Below are 15189 nucleotides of genomic sequence, written 5' to 3'. Positions count from 1 at the left end.
CGCGCTGGTTAGCGTGTATTTTCGCCGCTAATTGCAAAGACCCAAAGTATCACTGGACAGAAATGTTCAATAACACCGAAGGGGTCGCCGGGTTGGCAGCCTTGGTTTCCGCGTTGCCCAGGAACACGCGGCCAGGATCCACCCCCTGGGTCAACAAGTAATCGCGCACGTTCTGGGCGCGCGCGGCGGCCAGATCCGGCCAGGCGGTGGCGGGAATCACCATGTCCCGCAGGATCAGGGCCTGCATCTCCTCGGCGGGCAAGTCCTTGGCCAAGCCCAGCATGTTGCGCGGGCGGTCCTTGACCGTGTTGCGATAGGCCTGCTTGAGGGCCGCTAGCTTCTGCTTGTCGCTGCGCTCGGGCGGCGCCTCGTCATCGGATTCGGCTTTGGGGCCATTCATCAACTGCTCCAGTTGGGCACGCTTCCAGCCCTCCGCTTCCGTGGCGCCATTGGCCTGGCCAACCAGGGTGAGCTTGAGCTGCGGCTTGCTGTTCATGGCCTTGGCCAATTGCTGCAAATTGCTCTGTGCCTGGGCATTGAGGCTGGCGCGCCCCAGCTCGAACGCGATGTCACTCTTGTCATCCTCGGACGCAAACGCCCCCGTCAGCAAGCTGAACGGTGCCGTCACAGCCTTGCGAATGATGTTGCCGATGATCTTGAACACCACGGGTGCGATGCGGAACTGCGGGTCGTTGAGTGAACCACTGATCGGCAGGTTCAAGTCAATCACGCCGTGGCTGTCGGCCAGCAGCGCCACCGCGAGACGCACGGGCAAAGACGTCGGCGCCCCCTCGACCGGATCCGTGAAGGTGAGCTGGTTCAGCACCAACTGGTTGGACGCTGTGAGCTGCCCGTCGGGCTGCACCTGGTAGCGCACATCCATGCTGAACTTACCCTTCTCGATCCCGTGCCCCACATATTTAATAGCGTAAGGCGTGAGCGGCGACAGATCCAGGCCCTGCACCTGGGCACGCACATCCATGCTCAAGGGCTGGGCCAGAGGGTTAATCAGTCCATCGATGTGCAACTGCGCCGTGCCTTGTGCAATCCCGTCCAACGTCAGCTTGGCCAGGGCAGGCGCCTCGCCCGGGGCGGTCGGTTGCGAGGAAAAGGCCTCCAAACTGCCTTGCAGGGCAGTCAAGTCGGCCGTGTAGTTCGGGCGGATGAAAAAGTCCGAAAACTTGATCACCCCGCCCTGCAAGGTGATCGGCCCCATGTCAATGCGCGCCGATGGCGCTGCAGGCACGGCACTGGCGGCCGGGGCCTGCTCCGCAGGGACTGGCGCAACCGCATCGGCGGCGACGACGCCGCCCTCGGGCTGCGCCGTCTTCACCAGGTTCTGCAAATTCAGCCGCCCTTCCGGCAACACCACCACCCGTGCAAAGAAATCCTGCAACTCGGTGCTGTGCACCTGGATGTGCGGTGGTTGCGCCGGCTGCAGGTTCATACGCACTCCCTGCAGGCGCAGTTGCTTCCAGCGCAGCAGGTCTTCGGCGGCCAGAGCGGTCGCCGCATGCGGCCCCTGGACAGCATGGGCCGCCTGCGCATCCCCCAGCAGGCTTTGGACGTGCACATCCGTCACCCGCCCCTGGCCCTGGAGCTGGAGCTGCGGCCCCTTGGGGCGCTGGGCGAACTGCACCGTGCCATCAAAACTGGCCAGGGCACGCACCAGGCGCACATTCAGATGCGGTGCCATGTACGGCTCGAACGCCTGCAAGGGCAAGGCGTTGACCTGCACCCGGCCCTTGGTCATCAACGGGTCCAGTTGCACATCGCCGTCGTAGGACAAGGATCCCGGCTTGCCCCAGCCGCCGCGCCCCGTGCGCTCGGCCATGCGGGCCGACAGCTTGGCCTGGGCCGTGCCCTTGACGCTGTCCAGGTTCTGCATGCGCAGCTGCACGTCCGTCAAGCGGATCGCCAGCGGCATGTCACCCAGCGAGGCGTCCGTCAGCTCCACCTGCCCGGCAGCCAGCTCCATGTCCTGCACCTGCACCTGCCAGGGCTTGCCGGCTGGGGATGTGACCGTCTCGCGCCCCTTGGCCGGCGCCCCGGCCACGGGCTGCAGCCATTGCTCATACATCCAGCGGCCCTGGGCATTGCGCTGCACCCGGGCCCGTGGCGCCTCCAGCCCGACGTGCTCCACCAGGACTTGCTGCCGGGCCGTATCCAGTCGCAGATTGCGCAGCTGTAACCCGGTCCACGCCACTTCCGGCGCGGCCGCACGCCCCAGCGCTACCGACTCCACGGCCAGTGTCGGCACCGTGGCCTGGAGCTGGCCAGACTGCCAGGTCACGTCGGCCGTCAGCGAGGCCAGGCCGCCCACCGGCAGCTTGACCCATTGCCGGGCATAGGCCTGGACCGCCTGGGCATCGAACTTGTCCACCACCACCGAGGCCTGCCCCCGGTCGATACCCCCCTTGCCGGTACTGCGCAGGCTGCCGCGCGCAGCGCGGTCTTCCCCCTGCAGCTGCGCCGCCAGTGTCCACTGGGCGTCGCTCCCCATGGGCCATGCCAGATCCCGGGCTTGCAGCTGCAACTGGTCGACGCGCAAGGCGGCCCCGACCTGCCCCATCTCATCGCGCCAACTGGCCCAACCGCCTTCCACATCCAATCGGTCGATGAGCAGCTTCCACTCAGCGCTGGCAGCTATGCTTTGTGCAGCATCCGTCGCAGCCACAGCCGGCACCACCGCTGGTGCGGGTGCGGGTGCGGGTGCGGGTGCGGGTGCGGGTGCGGGTGCGGGTGCGGGTGCGGGTGCGGGTGCGGGTGCGGGTGCGGGCAAGAATCCCCCATTCGCCCGGCGATGCACATGCCCGAAAGGCTGCTGCAGGCTGACCGCCGCCACACGCACCTGCTGCTGCAAGGGGCGCGTATCGCCCAGCTCGACCTTGAGCTGCGACCACCCCGCCAATGGCTGGCCCGCACGGTCTTGCAGTTGCAGGTTGGACACCTGCAGCGTGCTGCCTTGTAGTTGCACCGTCGGTTGCTCGACCTGTTCGAAGGCCACCAGCAGCTCGGCATCCAGCTGCCCCTGCTGCAGCTGGACCGGCACGCTGGCCGGCAGATAAGGCGAATACGGCGCCAGATCAAACTGCTGAATCTGCAGCTTGGCCTGCGCGCGATGCGCCTCATCAAAGGGCGTGGCCACCGCCTGGGTGGCCATCTCGCTGCCATTCAGCCGCATGGACAGCTGGGGCTGCACCTTCACCTCGCGCTGCGAAGGCAGCGTGCTGATGAAGGGCAATTGCATCTGCAGCGCTTCAATCTTGTGCTGCACCCCGGCGACCTGGTCATCCAACTCTACACGGCCATCTCGGATCTGGATGTTGTAGAGCGCCAGGCGCGCCAGCCCCGCATCGGGGTCCTTGGGCTCCGGGTTCTGCTGCAGCTTTTCCAGCACATCCGCAAAGTCCCAGTGGCCGGGCGCATTCTGGCGCACGCGCACGATGGGCTGGTCCAGCTCCAGCGCATCCAGCACCGGCGCCCAGCGCAACAGGCTGGTGGCAGAGGCATTGATATAGAGACGCTCTATAGAAAGCGCGGGCGCCTGACCCGGCAAGCCTGCCACTTCCAGCCCCCGCACCGCCACGGCCAGCGACCAGGGCGACACCTCAACGCTGCGCACGGTCACGGTGCGCCCCAAGGCTTCAGTGGCCTTGTCCTGCACCTGCCGTGCAATCACACCGGGCAAAGCCAGCCAGAGCCCGCCCCAAACCAAGACCACAGCGCCAGCGGCCACTGCCAGCTTGCGCCCCACCCCCATCCCCGGCCGTGCTTGTGTATTTGTCATTGTTGAACCTGCTCCGTACATAGGTGATGCCCTGCTTGAACCTTAACGCGCGCGCTGGCGCCCCGGTGAAGCCCGCCAAAAAATTAACACTGATCCAAGCAGGGATACGTCATCAATTGTCATATCCCGCGCCATTCTCAAATATTTCAACTATCGAACAGATTGATGAATTTAAAAATCAAATAAGCACACCCCCAGTTTGATAGCGCCCCAGGCATTGACAAACGTCGCAAACCCAGCTTTTACAGGCAGTTACGGCTTGTAGCCCGCATTCCGCATCGCCAAATAAGATCCAAAAGTAATAAAAAACCACTTTTAAAGTATTGACTGGTAATTTTGAGCAAATTTAGAATCCGCCCTCTTCAAATCGCAAGATTGTCAATCGTTGTTACTTCAATCCCCGCCTGGGGATGTTCATGCCCTCGAGGCGCTGAGTAAGCGCATGAAACAGTAGCTATCGGATCTCAGGCTGGCGCGCAGGAACGCCCCCTACGGGCACTCCACCCCAGCCTCCAGAAAGGAAACGCCATGTCCAAGCCGGGAAACTGGGTGGGCGCCGTACGCACCTTTGCGTCGGATGTCACCGAAGGCTTTTTAGAAATCATTCACAACAGCTTCGCCTTGATCGGCCTGGCGGTTGCTTTTGCCGTGGTGGCCCTCGTGGCCAAGCCCGAGTTGCGCACCCAGGGTGAAGCCCAACTGCGCGACTGGCTGCAAGAGCGCCATGTGGCCGTGGTCGGCTACACGCCAGAGCCGGAAGCCATCGAGCGCACCACGGCGGCCAACCCCAAGGAGCTGCCCAAGGAGCAGGCCGCGGTCGCCTACTGGATCAGCAAGAAGTACAAGGTCGCGGCCGAGCCGATTGCCGCCATCGTGGCCGAGGCGTTCGAGCTGGGCACGCAGCAACGGATCGACCCGACCCTGATCCTGGCGATCATGGCGGTGGAGTCCAGCTTCAACCCGTTTGCCCAGAGCTCGGTCGGCGCGCAAGGCCTGATGCAGGTGATGACCAAGGTGCACACCGACAAGTACGAGAACTTCGGCGGCAACCATGCGGCATTTGACCCGCTGAGCAATCTGCGCGTGGGCGTGGCCATCCTCAAGGACTACATCCGCATCACCGGCTCCGTGGAAGGGGCGCTGAAGTACTACGTCGGCGCCGCTAACCTGAACTCCGACGGAGGCTACGCCTCCAAGGTGATGGCCGAGCACCGCCGCCTGCGCCAGGTGGCCGGCAGCACCACCCCGACCACATCCACACGCCCGGCCCTGGTGGCCAAGCGCCTGATCACCCCCGAAGCCGCCCAGGCCACGGAGGCCGTGGCCGCCAGCAACGTGCACGACGACGGCACCCTGGCGCGCAGCTCCAACCTGTAATCCCACCTGGATCGCGCCCGCAGCGCAAGCACCCGCAATGGCCCAGCGCCGACGCGGTGCTTGCGCTGTGTTGTTTTCCGGGCCCGGTGGCCTGGGCTACACTTGCAGGGTACGCAACTGGCGATAGGTGCGCGCCCGCCTTCCGGGCTCCGCACTGACGTGGAATCGCTGCACAGGGCGGCTTGCCGACTCTGTGCCAACCACCGGGGAGCGTACCGCCCAGACTGATCGGGCGTCTTTAGCCGTTCGCCTGGGCAGCCCTTTTCAAGGGAATACAAGTTCACAGGACTGCCAAACCATGTTCCAACGCACCAATACCGTCGAGATCGTCGACCCCGAAGTTTTTGCGGCCATCCAGGCTGAAAACCACCGCCAGGAAGAGCACATCGAGCTGATCGCCAGCGAGAACTACTGCTCGCCCGCCGTGATGGAAGCCCAGGGCTCCCAGTTGACCAACAAGTACGCCGAAGGCTACCCCGGCAAGCGCTACTACGGCGGCTGCGAAAACGTGGACGTGGTGGAGCAGCTGGCCATCGACCGCATCAAGAAGCTCTTCGGCGCGGAAGCCGCCAACGTGCAGCCCAACTCCGGCTCGCAGGCCAACCAGGCCGTGCTGATGGCCTTTGCCAAGCCCGGCGACACCATCATGGGCATGAGCCTGGCCGAAGGCGGCCACCTGACCCACGGTATGCCCCTGAACATGTCCGGTAAGTGGTTCAACGTGGTGTCCTACGGCCTGAACGCCGAAGAAGCCATCGACTACGACAAGATGGAAGCGCTGGCGCGTGAGCACAAGCCCCGCATCATCGTCGCTGGCGCCTCGGCCTACGCCCTGCGCATCGACTTTGAGCGTTTTGCCAAGATCGCCAAGGAAGTCGGCGCCATCCTGTGGGTGGACATGGCCCACTACGCCGGCCTGATTGCCGCCGGCGTGTACCCCAACCCCGTGCCCCTCGCCGACGTGGTCACCACCACCACCCACAAGAGCCTGCGCGGCCCCCGCGGTGGCGTGATCCTGATGAAGGCCGAACACGAGAAGGCGCTGAACAGCGCCATCTTCCCCGGCCTGCAAGGTGGCCCGCTGATGCACGTGATCGCTGGCAAGGCCGTGGCGTTCAAGGAAGCCCTGACCCCCGAGTTCAAGGCCTACCAAGCGCAAGTCGTGAAGAACGCCCAGGTCGTGGCCGAGACCCTGACCGCCCGCGGTCTGCGCATCGTCTCCGGTCGCACCGAGAGCCACGTCATGCTGGTGGACCTGCGTGCCAAGGGCATCACCGGCAAGGCTGCGGAAGCTGCCCTGGGTGCCGCCCACATCACCATCAACAAGAACTCCATCCCCAACGACCCCGAAAAGCCCATGGTGACCAGCGGTATCCGCGTCGGTACCCCCGCCATGACGACCCGTGGTTTCAAGGAAGAGGAAGCCCGCATCACCGCCAACCTGGTGGCCGACGTGCTGGACAACCCCAACGACGAGGCCAATCTGGCGCGCGTGCGTGCCGAAGTGGCCAAGCTGACTGCCCGCTTCCCCGTCTACCAGTAATCCGGTGACCGCATGAAGTGCCCGTTCTGCAGCCACCCTGATTCCGCCGTGGTGGAAACACGTGTGGCCGAGGAAGGGGCCTTCATCCGCCGCCGCCGCCAGTGCCTGAGCTGCGGCAAGCGCTTCACCACCTACGAACGCCCCGACGTGAGCTTTCCCACCGTGGTGAAGAAGGACGGCCGGCGCATCGACTACAACCGCGACAAGCTGCAGGCCTCGTTTGCCCTGGCCTTGCGCAAGCGGCCCGTGGCCTCCGCCCAGGTGGATGCGGCCATCGAGCACGTGGAAGAGCAGTTGCTGACCGCCGGCGTGCGCGAAGTGCCCTCCAGCCGCATCGGCGAGCTGGTGATGCACGAGCTGCGCAAGCTGGACAAGGTGGCCTACATCCGCTTTGCCAGCGTCTACCGCAGCTTCGAGGACATTGACGACTTCAAGCTGCTGGTGGACGAAGTGCGCACCTGAAGCCCACGCCACCCCATGAAAAAAAGGCCGCTGCATGCGGCCTTTTTGATCTTCAGCGGCTTGAAAAAGAGAGCTGCTGGCGCACCAGCATTCAGCACTTCAGGCCATTAAGACCTTGAACCACTGATTTAGCCAGCGCCAACAGCTATCTTTTTTACAGCCCTCAGGGCGCTGCCGCAGGAATCGGCGGCACCGTCCACTGCACATCGCCGCATTGCGCGCGGTGGCGCAGCGCGTGGTCCATGACCACCAGCGCCAGCAGCGCCTCGGCAATCGGCGCGGCGCGGATGCCCACGCAGGGGTCGTGCCGGCCCTTGGTGCTGACTTCCGTGCTGTGGCCGTGCACGTCGATCGACTCGCGCGGCGACAGGATGGAGCTGGTCGGCTTGATGCCGATGCTCACCTCCAGGTCCTGGCCGGTGCTGATGCCGCCGACGATGCCGCCGGCGTGGTTGCTGCGAAAACCCTCGGGGCTGAGCGAATCACCGTGCGTGGTGCCGCGCTGGGCGACACTACCAAAGCCGGCACCGATCTCCACCGCCTTGACGGCATTCAGCCCCATCATGGCGTAGGCGATGTCGGCATCCAGCCGGTCGTACAGCGGCTGGCCCAGGCCCACGGGCATGCCCGTGGCCTGCACGCGGATGCGGGCGCCGCAGCTGTCGCCGGACTTGCGCAGCGCATCCATGTAGTCCTCGAACGCCTGCACATCGGCCACGGGCGCAAAGAAGGGGTTGTGCGGCACATGCTCCCAGCTTTCGAAGCCGATGGGCAGCTCCCCGATCTGGGTCATGCAGGCACGGAATTCGGTGCCGAACTTCTGCTTCAGCCATTTCTTGGCCACCGCGCCGGCCGCCACGGTGGGGGCCGTCAGGCGGGCCGACGAGCGTCCACCGCCGCGCGGATCGCGCACGCCGTACTTGTACCAGTAGGCATAGTCCGCATGCCCGGGGCGAAAACTCTGCGCAATGTTGGCGTAGTCCTTGCTTCGCTGGTCGGTGTTGCGGATCAGCAAGCCAATCGGAGTGCCTGTCGTCACGCCCTCGTAGACGCCCGAGAGGATTTCCACTTGGTCGGGTTCCTGGCGCTGCGTCACATGGCGGCTGGTGCCGGGACGGCGGCGGTCCAGGTCCGCCTGGATGTCCTGCGCGGTCAAGGGCAGCCCTGGGGGGCAGCCATCGATGACGCAGCCGATCGCTGGGCCATGCGACTCGCCAAAATTGGTGACGGTGAAAAGTGTTCCGAAGGTATTGCCGCTCATAGTGCGCTGAATTATGCATGCGCAACCCGTCACGCCTTGGCGTGGCTTCCACAGCTTGTTACTATTTGAGAAATTTTTCAAGGAAGCCGCTTGATGACCATCTTGACACCAGCCACCCCCACCGCGGACTGGTTACAAGCGCTACACAGCAGCAACAGTGCCTGGCTCGTCACCGACGAGCAGTTGCGCGTGGCCGATGTCAACGAAGGTTTTACGCGTTTGCTGGGTTACAGCCTGCAAGACATGCAGGGGCAATGGCCGCTGGAAAAGCTGCTGGGACAGGACACGGAGCTGGCGCCCCACATCCGCGACGAGCTGGAGCAGCACGGCGCCTACACGGGCGAGCTGCTGCTGCGCTGCAAAGACGGCAGCCCCCTGTGGGTCGCGGCCACGGTCAACACCCTCAACCGCCAGCCCTTCCCCAAGGTCGGCACCACGGCCGAGGTCATCGTGCTGACCGACATCGGCTTCACCAAACGCTTCGAAGCTCTGCAGCGCCAGATGCTGGAAGACGTGGTCATGGAAAAGCCCCTGGCCAACCTGCTGCACGACATGTGCGGCACGCTGGAGCAGATGATTCCCCGGTTGAAGGTCTGCGTCATGGACGTGGACGCCAGCGGCCTGCTGAACCCGCTGGCTGCACCCAGCATCGCGCCCCAGGTGCTGGAGCTCATGAAGTGCGTGCGCTCCGGCCCCGACCACGGTGCCAGCGCCTCGGCCGCCTACCTCGGCCATGAAGTGATAACCCCCGACATTACCAAGGATGCGCACTGGGGCGCCGTCGCCACCCTGTTCACCAGCGCAGGCCTGCAGGCCTGCTGGTCGAGCCCGATCAAGAACCACGAAGGCAGGGTCGTCGGCACGCTGGACTTCTACTTCGACACCCCGCGCAGCCCGAACGAGCTGCACCGCCAGCTGGTGCTGGCCTGCCTGCACCTGTGCGCCGTGGCCATGGAGCGCGACGCCAGCAAGCACCGCATCCGGCAACTCGCTTATTACGACACGCTCACGCGGCTGCCCAACCGCACCATGTTCAACGAGTCTGCGGAGCAGGCCCTGCACGCCATGCGCGGCCACCAGGGCCTGCTGTTCTTCCTGGACCTGGACCGCTTCAAGCTGTGGAACGACAGCCTGGGCCACGCCGCCGGCGATGCCTTGCTGTGCGAAATTGCCGACCGCCTGGGCAGTTGCACGCGCCCCGAAGACGTGGTCGGGCGCCTGTCCAGCGACGAATTCGCGGTCCTGATGCCGCACTGCGCTCCCGACCAGATGCCCTTTCTGGCGCAGCGCATGCTGGATGCGATTGCCGAGCCCTTCAGCATCAATGGCGTGATGACCACGCCCAACGCCTGCGTCGGCGTGTGCACCTACCCCGAGGACGGCACCGACATCGAGACCCTACTGCGCCATGCCGACCAGGCCATGTATGCCGCCAAGGGCCAGGGCAGCCAGCGCTGGGAGCGCTACCGCCCCGAGATGGGCAAGATCAGCCAGGAGCGTGCCGAAATGGAGCGCGAGCTGCGCACCACCCTGGCCGCCGGTGGCCTGCAACTGCACTACCAGCCCCAGATCTGCAGCAGCGGGCAGCACAGGCTGTACGGCGTGGAAGCCCTGGCCCGCTGGCAACACCCCGAGTGGGGCTGGGTGCCACCGCCGCGCTTTATCGCCGTGGCCGAGGATTCCGGCCTGATCCACACCCTGACCAGCTGGCTGATTGACGCGGCCTGCACCCAGCTGGCCACCTGGCGTGCCCAGGGCGTCCCCATGCCGCACGTGTCGGTCAACCTGTCCACCAACAACTTCCACCTGCCCGACTTCGCCATGCAGGTGCAGCAGACCCTGCTGCGCCATGGCCTGACCGGCCAGGACCTGATGCTGGAGATCACCGAAAGCGTGATGCTGGACAGCAGCCCCGCGACGCTCAACAACCTGCAGACGCTGCACGCCATGGGCATGCGCCTGTCCATGGACGATTTCGGCACCGGCTACTCCAGCCTGAGCTATCTGCACCGCCTGCCGATTTCCGAGCTCAAGCTCGACAAGAGCTTTGTGCAGGATGTGACCGTCAGTAGTGCCGCCAGCGCCCTGACGCGCTCGGTACTCAACATCGCCACCAGCCTGGGCATGACCGTGGTCGCCGAGGGTGTGGAAACGCAGGAACAGGCCGACTGGCTGGCGCGCCACGGCTGCCCCGTGCTGCAGGGCTACCGCTTCGCCAAGCCGATGCCGGCCACCGACATCGGGCCCTGGGTGCAGCAGCACGCCGAGCGCCACGCGGCAGCGCCACTGTCCCACCCCAACGACTGAGGCACGCGGATCGTGCGGCGGGCATGAAAAAAGCTTCCCGATGGGAAGCTTTTTTTCGGGGGCGCCGCACCGCGCCCAGCGCGGACACGCCAGGGCTCAGCGGCCCTGGTCCTGCGAATCGCTGGGCTCTTGCTGCGGCCAGTCGCGGATGTAGGCCTTGAGCAGCTTGTTCTCGAAGTTCTGGCTGTCCACCACGGCCTTGGCCACGTCGTACAGGCTGACCACGCCCATCAGCATGCCCTTGTCCATCACCGGCATGTAGCGCGCGTGGCGGTCCAGGATCATGCGGCGCACTTCGTCCAGTTCGGTCTCCATGGTGCAGGTCAGCGGGGCATCGTCCATGGCCGAACGCACGCGCGTCGTGCCCAGGCTGCCGCCGTTCTTGACCGTGGCCTGGATCACCTCGCGGAAGGTCAGCATGCCGACCACGTCGCCATGCTCCATGACCACCAGCGAGCCAATGTCTTTTTCCGCCATCACCGCCACCGCATCGGCCAGGGCATCGTCGGCCTGTGCCACATACAGGGTGCTGCCTTTGAGGCGCAGGATGTCGCTCACTTTCATGTCTTGTCTCTCCAGAATGGCTGCCGCAGCCTGCGGCGGCGCCTGTGGCGCAATATAGCCCACATCCTGACCGATACGGGCCGGATCTGCCACACGGCGGACACGCACGCTACACAAAAAATAGCTGCCCGCGCTTGTCTACAGTGTTGAATAAGTGCCCAAGCACTGCAAACACCGCCAACTGGCGCGCCAGCAGCTATGGTTTTTCAACCACGCCGCACCCCTGCGTGCAGGGCGGGCACTCAGGGTTTTCCGCAGGTCGCCCGGTCGCCCAATTGGCTGCCTCGTGCGCGCATCTGTGCCAGCATGTTCGGCATTTCCCTGATTGATCTGGAGACGCTTCATGCCCGGTTATGCCGATCCCGGCTTCGACACCCTCAGCCTGCACGCGGGCGCCCAGCCCGACCCCGCCACCGGCGCGCGCGCCGTGCCCATCCATCTGACGACGTCCTTCGTCTTCGAATCCAGCGACCACGCGGCCAGCCTGTTCAACCTGGAACGCCCCGGCCATGTCTACAGCCGCATCTCCAACCCCACCAACGCGGTGCTGGAGCAGCGCGTCTCGGCGCTCGAAGGCGGCGTGGGCGCGATTGCCGTGGCCAGCGGCCAGGCGGCGCTGCACCTGTCGATCGCCACGCTGATGGGTGCGGGCAGCCACATCGTGGCCAGCACGGCCCTGTACGGCGGCTCGCAGAACCTGCTGCACTACACGCTGGCACGCTTCGGCATCGAGACCACGTTTGTGAAGCCTGGCGACATCGACGCATGGCGCGCCGCCGTGCGCCCCAACACCAAGCTGTTCTTCGGCGAAACCGTGGGCAACCCCGGCCTCGATGTGCTGGACATTCCCACCGTCAGCGCGATTGCCCACGAAGCCGGCGTGCCGTTGCTGGTCGACTCCACCCTGACCTCGCCCTGGCTGATCAAGCCCTTCGAGCATGGCGCGGACATCGTCTACCACTCGGCCACCAAGTTCCTGTCGGGCCATGGCACGGTGATCGGCGGCATCGTGGTCGATGGCGGCCGCTTTGACTGGGAAAAGTCGGGGCGCTTCCCCGAGCTGACCCAGCCCTACGACGGCTTCCACAACATGGTGTTCAGCGAGGAAAGCACCGTCGGCGCCTTCCTGCTGCGCGCGCGCCGCGAAGGCCTGCGCGACTTTGGCGCCTGCATGAGCCCGCACAGCGCCTGGCTGATCCTGCAGGGCATCGAGACGCTGCCGCTGCGCATGGAAAAGCACATGAAGAACACCGAGAAGGTGGTGCAGTTCCTCGCCAGCCACCCGCTGGTCAGCCGCGTGGGCCACCCCATGCTGGAGTCGCACCCCTCGCACGCGCTAGCGCAAAAGCTACTGCCACGCGGCGCGGGTTCGGTGTTCAGCTTTGACATTGCCGGCAACCGCAACCAGGGCAAGACGTTCATCGAAACGCTGAAGGTCTTCAGCCACCTGGCCAATGTGGGCGACTGCCGCTCGCTGGTGATCCACCCCGCCAGCACCACGCACTTCCGCATGAGCGACGAGGCACTGGCCCAGGCCGGCATTGGCCAGGGCACGATCCGCCTGTCGATCGGCCTGGAAGACGCGGACGACCTGATCGACGACCTCAAGCGCGCGCTGAAGGCTGCGGAGAAGGCGGCCTGATGGCGCTGCAGATCCGCGCGTTCGCGCCCGCCGATACCGAGGCCACGGTCCAGCTGTGGCAGGCCTGCGGCCTGACGCGGCCCTGGAACGATCCCTACCAGGACATCGACCGCAAGCTGCAGGTGCAGCCCGAGCTGTTCCTGGTGGGCACGGACGCAGACGGCGCGGTCATGGCCTCGATCATGATTGGCTACGAAGGGCACCGCGGCTGGATCAACTACCTGGCCGTGCACCCGTCGCTGCAGCGCCAGGGCCATGCGCGCCACCTGGTGCAGCTGGCCGAGCAGATGCTGACCGCGCGCGGCTGCCCCAAGCTCAACCTGCAGGTGCGCGCCGGCAACGACGCCGTCCTCGCCTTCTACGCCAGCCTGGGCTATGTGCACGACCACAGCCTGTGCCTGGGCAAGCGGCTGATTGCCGACACCTGAGCCCCCCAACATTCTCATAAAAACAGCCTCTGGCGCTTATCCACATTGCGGAGACAGCTATGTTTTTCACAGTCAACAACGCCCCCCTCTACGCCTACACCGGCGGCAAGGCCTTCGATGCCACCAAGCCCACGGCCATCCTCATCCACGGGGTGCTGTGCGACCACAGCGTCTGGGCGCTGCAAAGCCGCTACCTGGCCAACCACGACTGGAACGTGCTGGCCCTCGACCTGCCCGGCCACTGCAGGAGCGGCGGCACGCCCCCGCTGTCGGTCGAAGCCGCCGCGGACAGCATCGCGCAGCTGATGGATGCCGCGGGGCTGCAGCACGCCGCCCTGGTCGGCCACAGCTGGGGCAGCCTGATCGCCATGGAAACCGCGGCGCGCCTGCAGCAGCGCATCAGCCACCTGGTGCTGGTGGGCACGGCCTTTCCGATGAAGGTCTCGCCCGCGCTGCTGGCGTCGGCCCTGAACACGCCCGAGCAGGCCATCCAGATGGTCAATACCTTCTCGCGCGCCACGCTGGCACCGCCGAATGGCGCGGGCAGCTGGGTGTTTGGCGCCGGCATGGCCCTGGGTCGCCGCGTGCTGGCCAGCAATGCCGGCACCAACCTGCTGCATGCCGGCTTCACCGCCTGCGACAAATATGCCGGCGGCGAAGCGGCCATGGCGGCCATCACCTGCCCGGTACTGTTCGTGCTGGGCGAACAGGACCAGATGACGCAGCCCAAGGCCGCCAAGGGTCTGATTCAGGCCGCCCAGGCGGCCGGCAAGGCGGTCACGGTGCAGATGATCCCGCACGGCCACAACCAGATGACGGAATCGCCCGACGCGACGCTGTTTGCCATCCACGGCTTCTTGCGCTAAGCCGCGTCCCTGCCCCCTGGTCAGTGCGCAAGCCGTGCCGCGCCAGGCCCCTGGCGTGGTGACCGTCGGTCCAGGGCTGGCAAGCAAGAGGCGTGATGCTGCGCCATCGCCTGCATGCCGGGACCTCCGGGGCATGCCTGCCGCTGCGCTCAGTCCAGCGGCTGCAAGAAGCGGGCGATGCGGCGCAGCAGGTGCGCCGGCTGCTCGCGGTGCGGCACATGGCCACCGCCGGCGATCATGTCGATTTCGCCAGGGCCTGGTGTCCAGGCGCAGAGGTTCTCGGGATGCACCAGGGAGCCGAATTCATCGCACTCGCCATGGATCGCCAGCAGCGGGCAGCGCACCTGCTGGCAGGCCGTGTCCAGGCGGTAGTCGGCGAAGGCCGCGCTCAGCCAGGTCTCCACCCAGGCCGCCAGCACCCAGGCGGCCTTGTCGCCATGGTGGCGCGCCAGGCGCTCCAGCTGGCCGGGCTGGGCAAAGTGGTCGCGGGCGGCGCGGATGCCCGCCAGGGTCCGGTCCTCGACAAAGCTCTGCGCCGATTCGGTGATCAAGGCCCGGCACTGCGCGGCATACGCCGCCGCCACCTGCACGGCCATGCCGCCGCCCACGCTGTGGCCCAGGATGACGAAGTCGTCCAGCCCCAGTGCCTGGTGCACCGGCGTGAAGCTGGCGGCCACCTCGGCTTGCACAAAACCGGGGGCCAGCCGGCCCGGGTGCGCATCGGACTGGCCAAAGCCCAGCCGGTCGTAGGCGATCACGGCGCGCCCGGTGGCGGCCGCCAGCTGCGCCGGGAACGCGCGCCACAGGGCGACGCAACCCAGCGAGTCATGCAACAGCACGACCGGGGCCTTGTCCGCCATCACGGGCGGTTGCCAGCGCTGGACATGCAGCTGGCCCTCGGGCGTCGGCACACGGAAGATCTGGGGCGTGATCACGAAAGACGGCATGG

The 15189-nt window shown here is 65.8% G+C and carries 11 protein-coding genes and 1 riboswitch; of the genes, 7 read left to right on the top strand and 4 right to left on the bottom strand.

The window, feature by feature from the left end; translation table 11 throughout:
* Positions 1–49 precede the first annotated feature (49 nt).
* Positions 50–3790: a DUF748 domain-containing protein gene (locus KAQ61_RS03890; protein WP_210930560.1), complete on the bottom strand. Its 3741-nt coding sequence runs from the start codon at positions 3788–3790 to the stop codon at positions 50–52.
* A 528-nt stretch (positions 3791–4318) separates the two neighbouring features.
* On the opposite strand from KAQ61_RS03890, the gene KAQ61_RS03885 reads away from it, so the two are divergent.
* The 3 genes from KAQ61_RS03885 (at position 4319) to nrdR (ending at position 7172) form a co-directional block, all read left to right on the top strand.
* Positions 4319–5167, top strand: coding sequence for a lytic transglycosylase domain-containing protein (locus KAQ61_RS03885; RefSeq protein ID WP_045266486.1), 849 nt, complete (start codon positions 4319–4321; stop codon positions 5165–5167).
* Between the two features lie 103 nt (positions 5168–5270).
* Positions 5271–5430, top strand: a riboswitch (ZMP/ZTP riboswitch).
* Between the two features lie 35 nt (positions 5431–5465).
* Entirely contained in the window at positions 5466–6710 is a 1245-nt protein-coding gene (glyA, locus tag KAQ61_RS03880; protein WP_210930559.1) for a serine hydroxymethyltransferase, read from the top strand.
* Positions 6711–6722: 12 nt separating this feature from the next.
* Positions 6723–7172 carry a transcriptional regulator NrdR gene (nrdR, locus tag KAQ61_RS03875; RefSeq protein WP_042412247.1) on the top strand — a complete coding sequence of 150 codons (450 nt, stop codon included), beginning with the start codon at positions 6723–6725 and terminating at the stop codon, positions 7170–7172.
* A 163-nt stretch (positions 7173–7335) separates the two neighbouring features.
* Here nrdR and aroC read toward each other — a convergent pair whose 3' ends face one another.
* Positions 7336–8433: a chorismate synthase gene (gene aroC, locus KAQ61_RS03870; RefSeq protein WP_042412249.1), complete on the bottom strand. Its 1098-nt coding sequence runs from the start codon at positions 8431–8433 to the stop codon at positions 7336–7338.
* A 93-nt stretch (positions 8434–8526) separates the two neighbouring features.
* Here aroC and KAQ61_RS03865 point away from each other — a divergent pair, with 93 nt between their 5' ends.
* Complete coding sequence (locus KAQ61_RS03865; RefSeq protein WP_210930558.1) at positions 8527–10740, top strand: bifunctional diguanylate cyclase/phosphodiesterase; 2214 nt, start codon at positions 8527–8529, stop codon at positions 10738–10740.
* Positions 10741–10836: 96 nt separating this feature from the next.
* Here KAQ61_RS03865 and KAQ61_RS03860 read toward each other — a convergent pair whose 3' ends face one another.
* A complete protein-coding gene (locus KAQ61_RS03860; protein ID WP_210930557.1) occupies positions 10837–11304 on the bottom strand; it encodes a CBS domain-containing protein in 468 nt (155 codons plus the stop codon).
* Positions 11305–11647: 343 nt separating this feature from the next.
* Here KAQ61_RS03860 and KAQ61_RS03855 point away from each other — a divergent pair, with 343 nt between their 5' ends.
* From KAQ61_RS03855 to KAQ61_RS03845, 3 genes are read left to right on the top strand one after another with little or no spacing between them, the layout of a single operon-like run.
* On the top strand, positions 11648–12946 hold the full coding sequence (locus tag KAQ61_RS03855) for an O-acetylhomoserine aminocarboxypropyltransferase (RefSeq protein ID WP_210930556.1): 1299 nt from the start codon (positions 11648–11650) through the stop codon (positions 12944–12946).
* A gap of 5 nt (positions 12947–12951) precedes the next feature.
* Positions 12952–13374 (top strand): GNAT family acetyltransferase, encoded by a 423-nt coding sequence (locus tag KAQ61_RS03850; protein WP_210931693.1) that lies wholly within the window; start codon positions 12952–12954, stop codon positions 13372–13374.
* Between the two features lie 59 nt (positions 13375–13433).
* Positions 13434–14240 carry an alpha/beta fold hydrolase gene (locus KAQ61_RS03845; RefSeq protein ID WP_210930555.1) on the top strand — a complete coding sequence of 269 codons (807 nt, stop codon included), beginning with the start codon at positions 13434–13436 and terminating at the stop codon, positions 14238–14240.
* A gap of 149 nt (positions 14241–14389) precedes the next feature.
* Here KAQ61_RS03845 and KAQ61_RS03840 read toward each other — a convergent pair whose 3' ends face one another.
* Positions 14390–15187, bottom strand: a complete 798-nt coding sequence (locus KAQ61_RS03840) for an alpha/beta fold hydrolase (protein ID WP_210930554.1) — start codon at positions 15185–15187, stop codon at positions 14390–14392.
* Between the last annotated feature and the right edge of the window lie 2 nt (positions 15188–15189).

Origin of the sequence: Comamonas aquatica (genome assembly GCF_018064205.1) — a bacterium.
Lineage (GTDB): Bacteria > Pseudomonadota > Gammaproteobacteria > Burkholderiales > Burkholderiaceae_C > Comamonas > Comamonas aquatica.
Note: the sequence above shows the minus strand (reverse complement) of the source record. Positions and strands in the feature narration are given on the sequence as shown.

Bases quoted from the DNA above. Each gene is read 5' to 3' on its own strand.
- KAQ61_RS03890 (WP_210930560.1), bottom strand. From the start codon at position 3,790: ATGACAAATACACAAGCACGGCCGGGGATGGGGGTGGGGCGCAAGCTG.
- KAQ61_RS03885 (WP_045266486.1), top strand. From the start codon at position 4,319: ATGTCCAAGCCGGGAAACTGGGTGGGCGCCGTACGCACCTTTGCGTCG.
- glyA (WP_210930559.1), top strand. From the start codon at position 5,466: ATGTTCCAACGCACCAATACCGTCGAGATCGTCGACCCCGAAGTTTTT.
- nrdR (WP_042412247.1), top strand. From the start codon at position 6,723: ATGAAGTGCCCGTTCTGCAGCCACCCTGATTCCGCCGTGGTGGAAACA.
- aroC (WP_042412249.1), bottom strand. From the start codon at position 8,433: ATGAGCGGCAATACCTTCGGAACACTTTTCACCGTCACCAATTTTGGC.
- KAQ61_RS03865 (WP_210930558.1), top strand. From the start codon at position 8,527: ATGACCATCTTGACACCAGCCACCCCCACCGCGGACTGGTTACAAGCG.
- KAQ61_RS03860 (WP_210930557.1), bottom strand. From the start codon at position 11,304: ATGAAAGTGAGCGACATCCTGCGCCTCAAAGGCAGCACCCTGTATGTG.
- KAQ61_RS03855 (WP_210930556.1), top strand. From the start codon at position 11,648: ATGCCCGGTTATGCCGATCCCGGCTTCGACACCCTCAGCCTGCACGCG.
- KAQ61_RS03845 (WP_210930555.1), top strand. From the start codon at position 13,434: ATGTTTTTCACAGTCAACAACGCCCCCCTCTACGCCTACACCGGCGGC.
- KAQ61_RS03840 (WP_210930554.1), bottom strand. From the start codon at position 15,187: ATGCCGTCTTTCGTGATCACGCCCCAGATCTTCCGTGTGCCGACGCCC.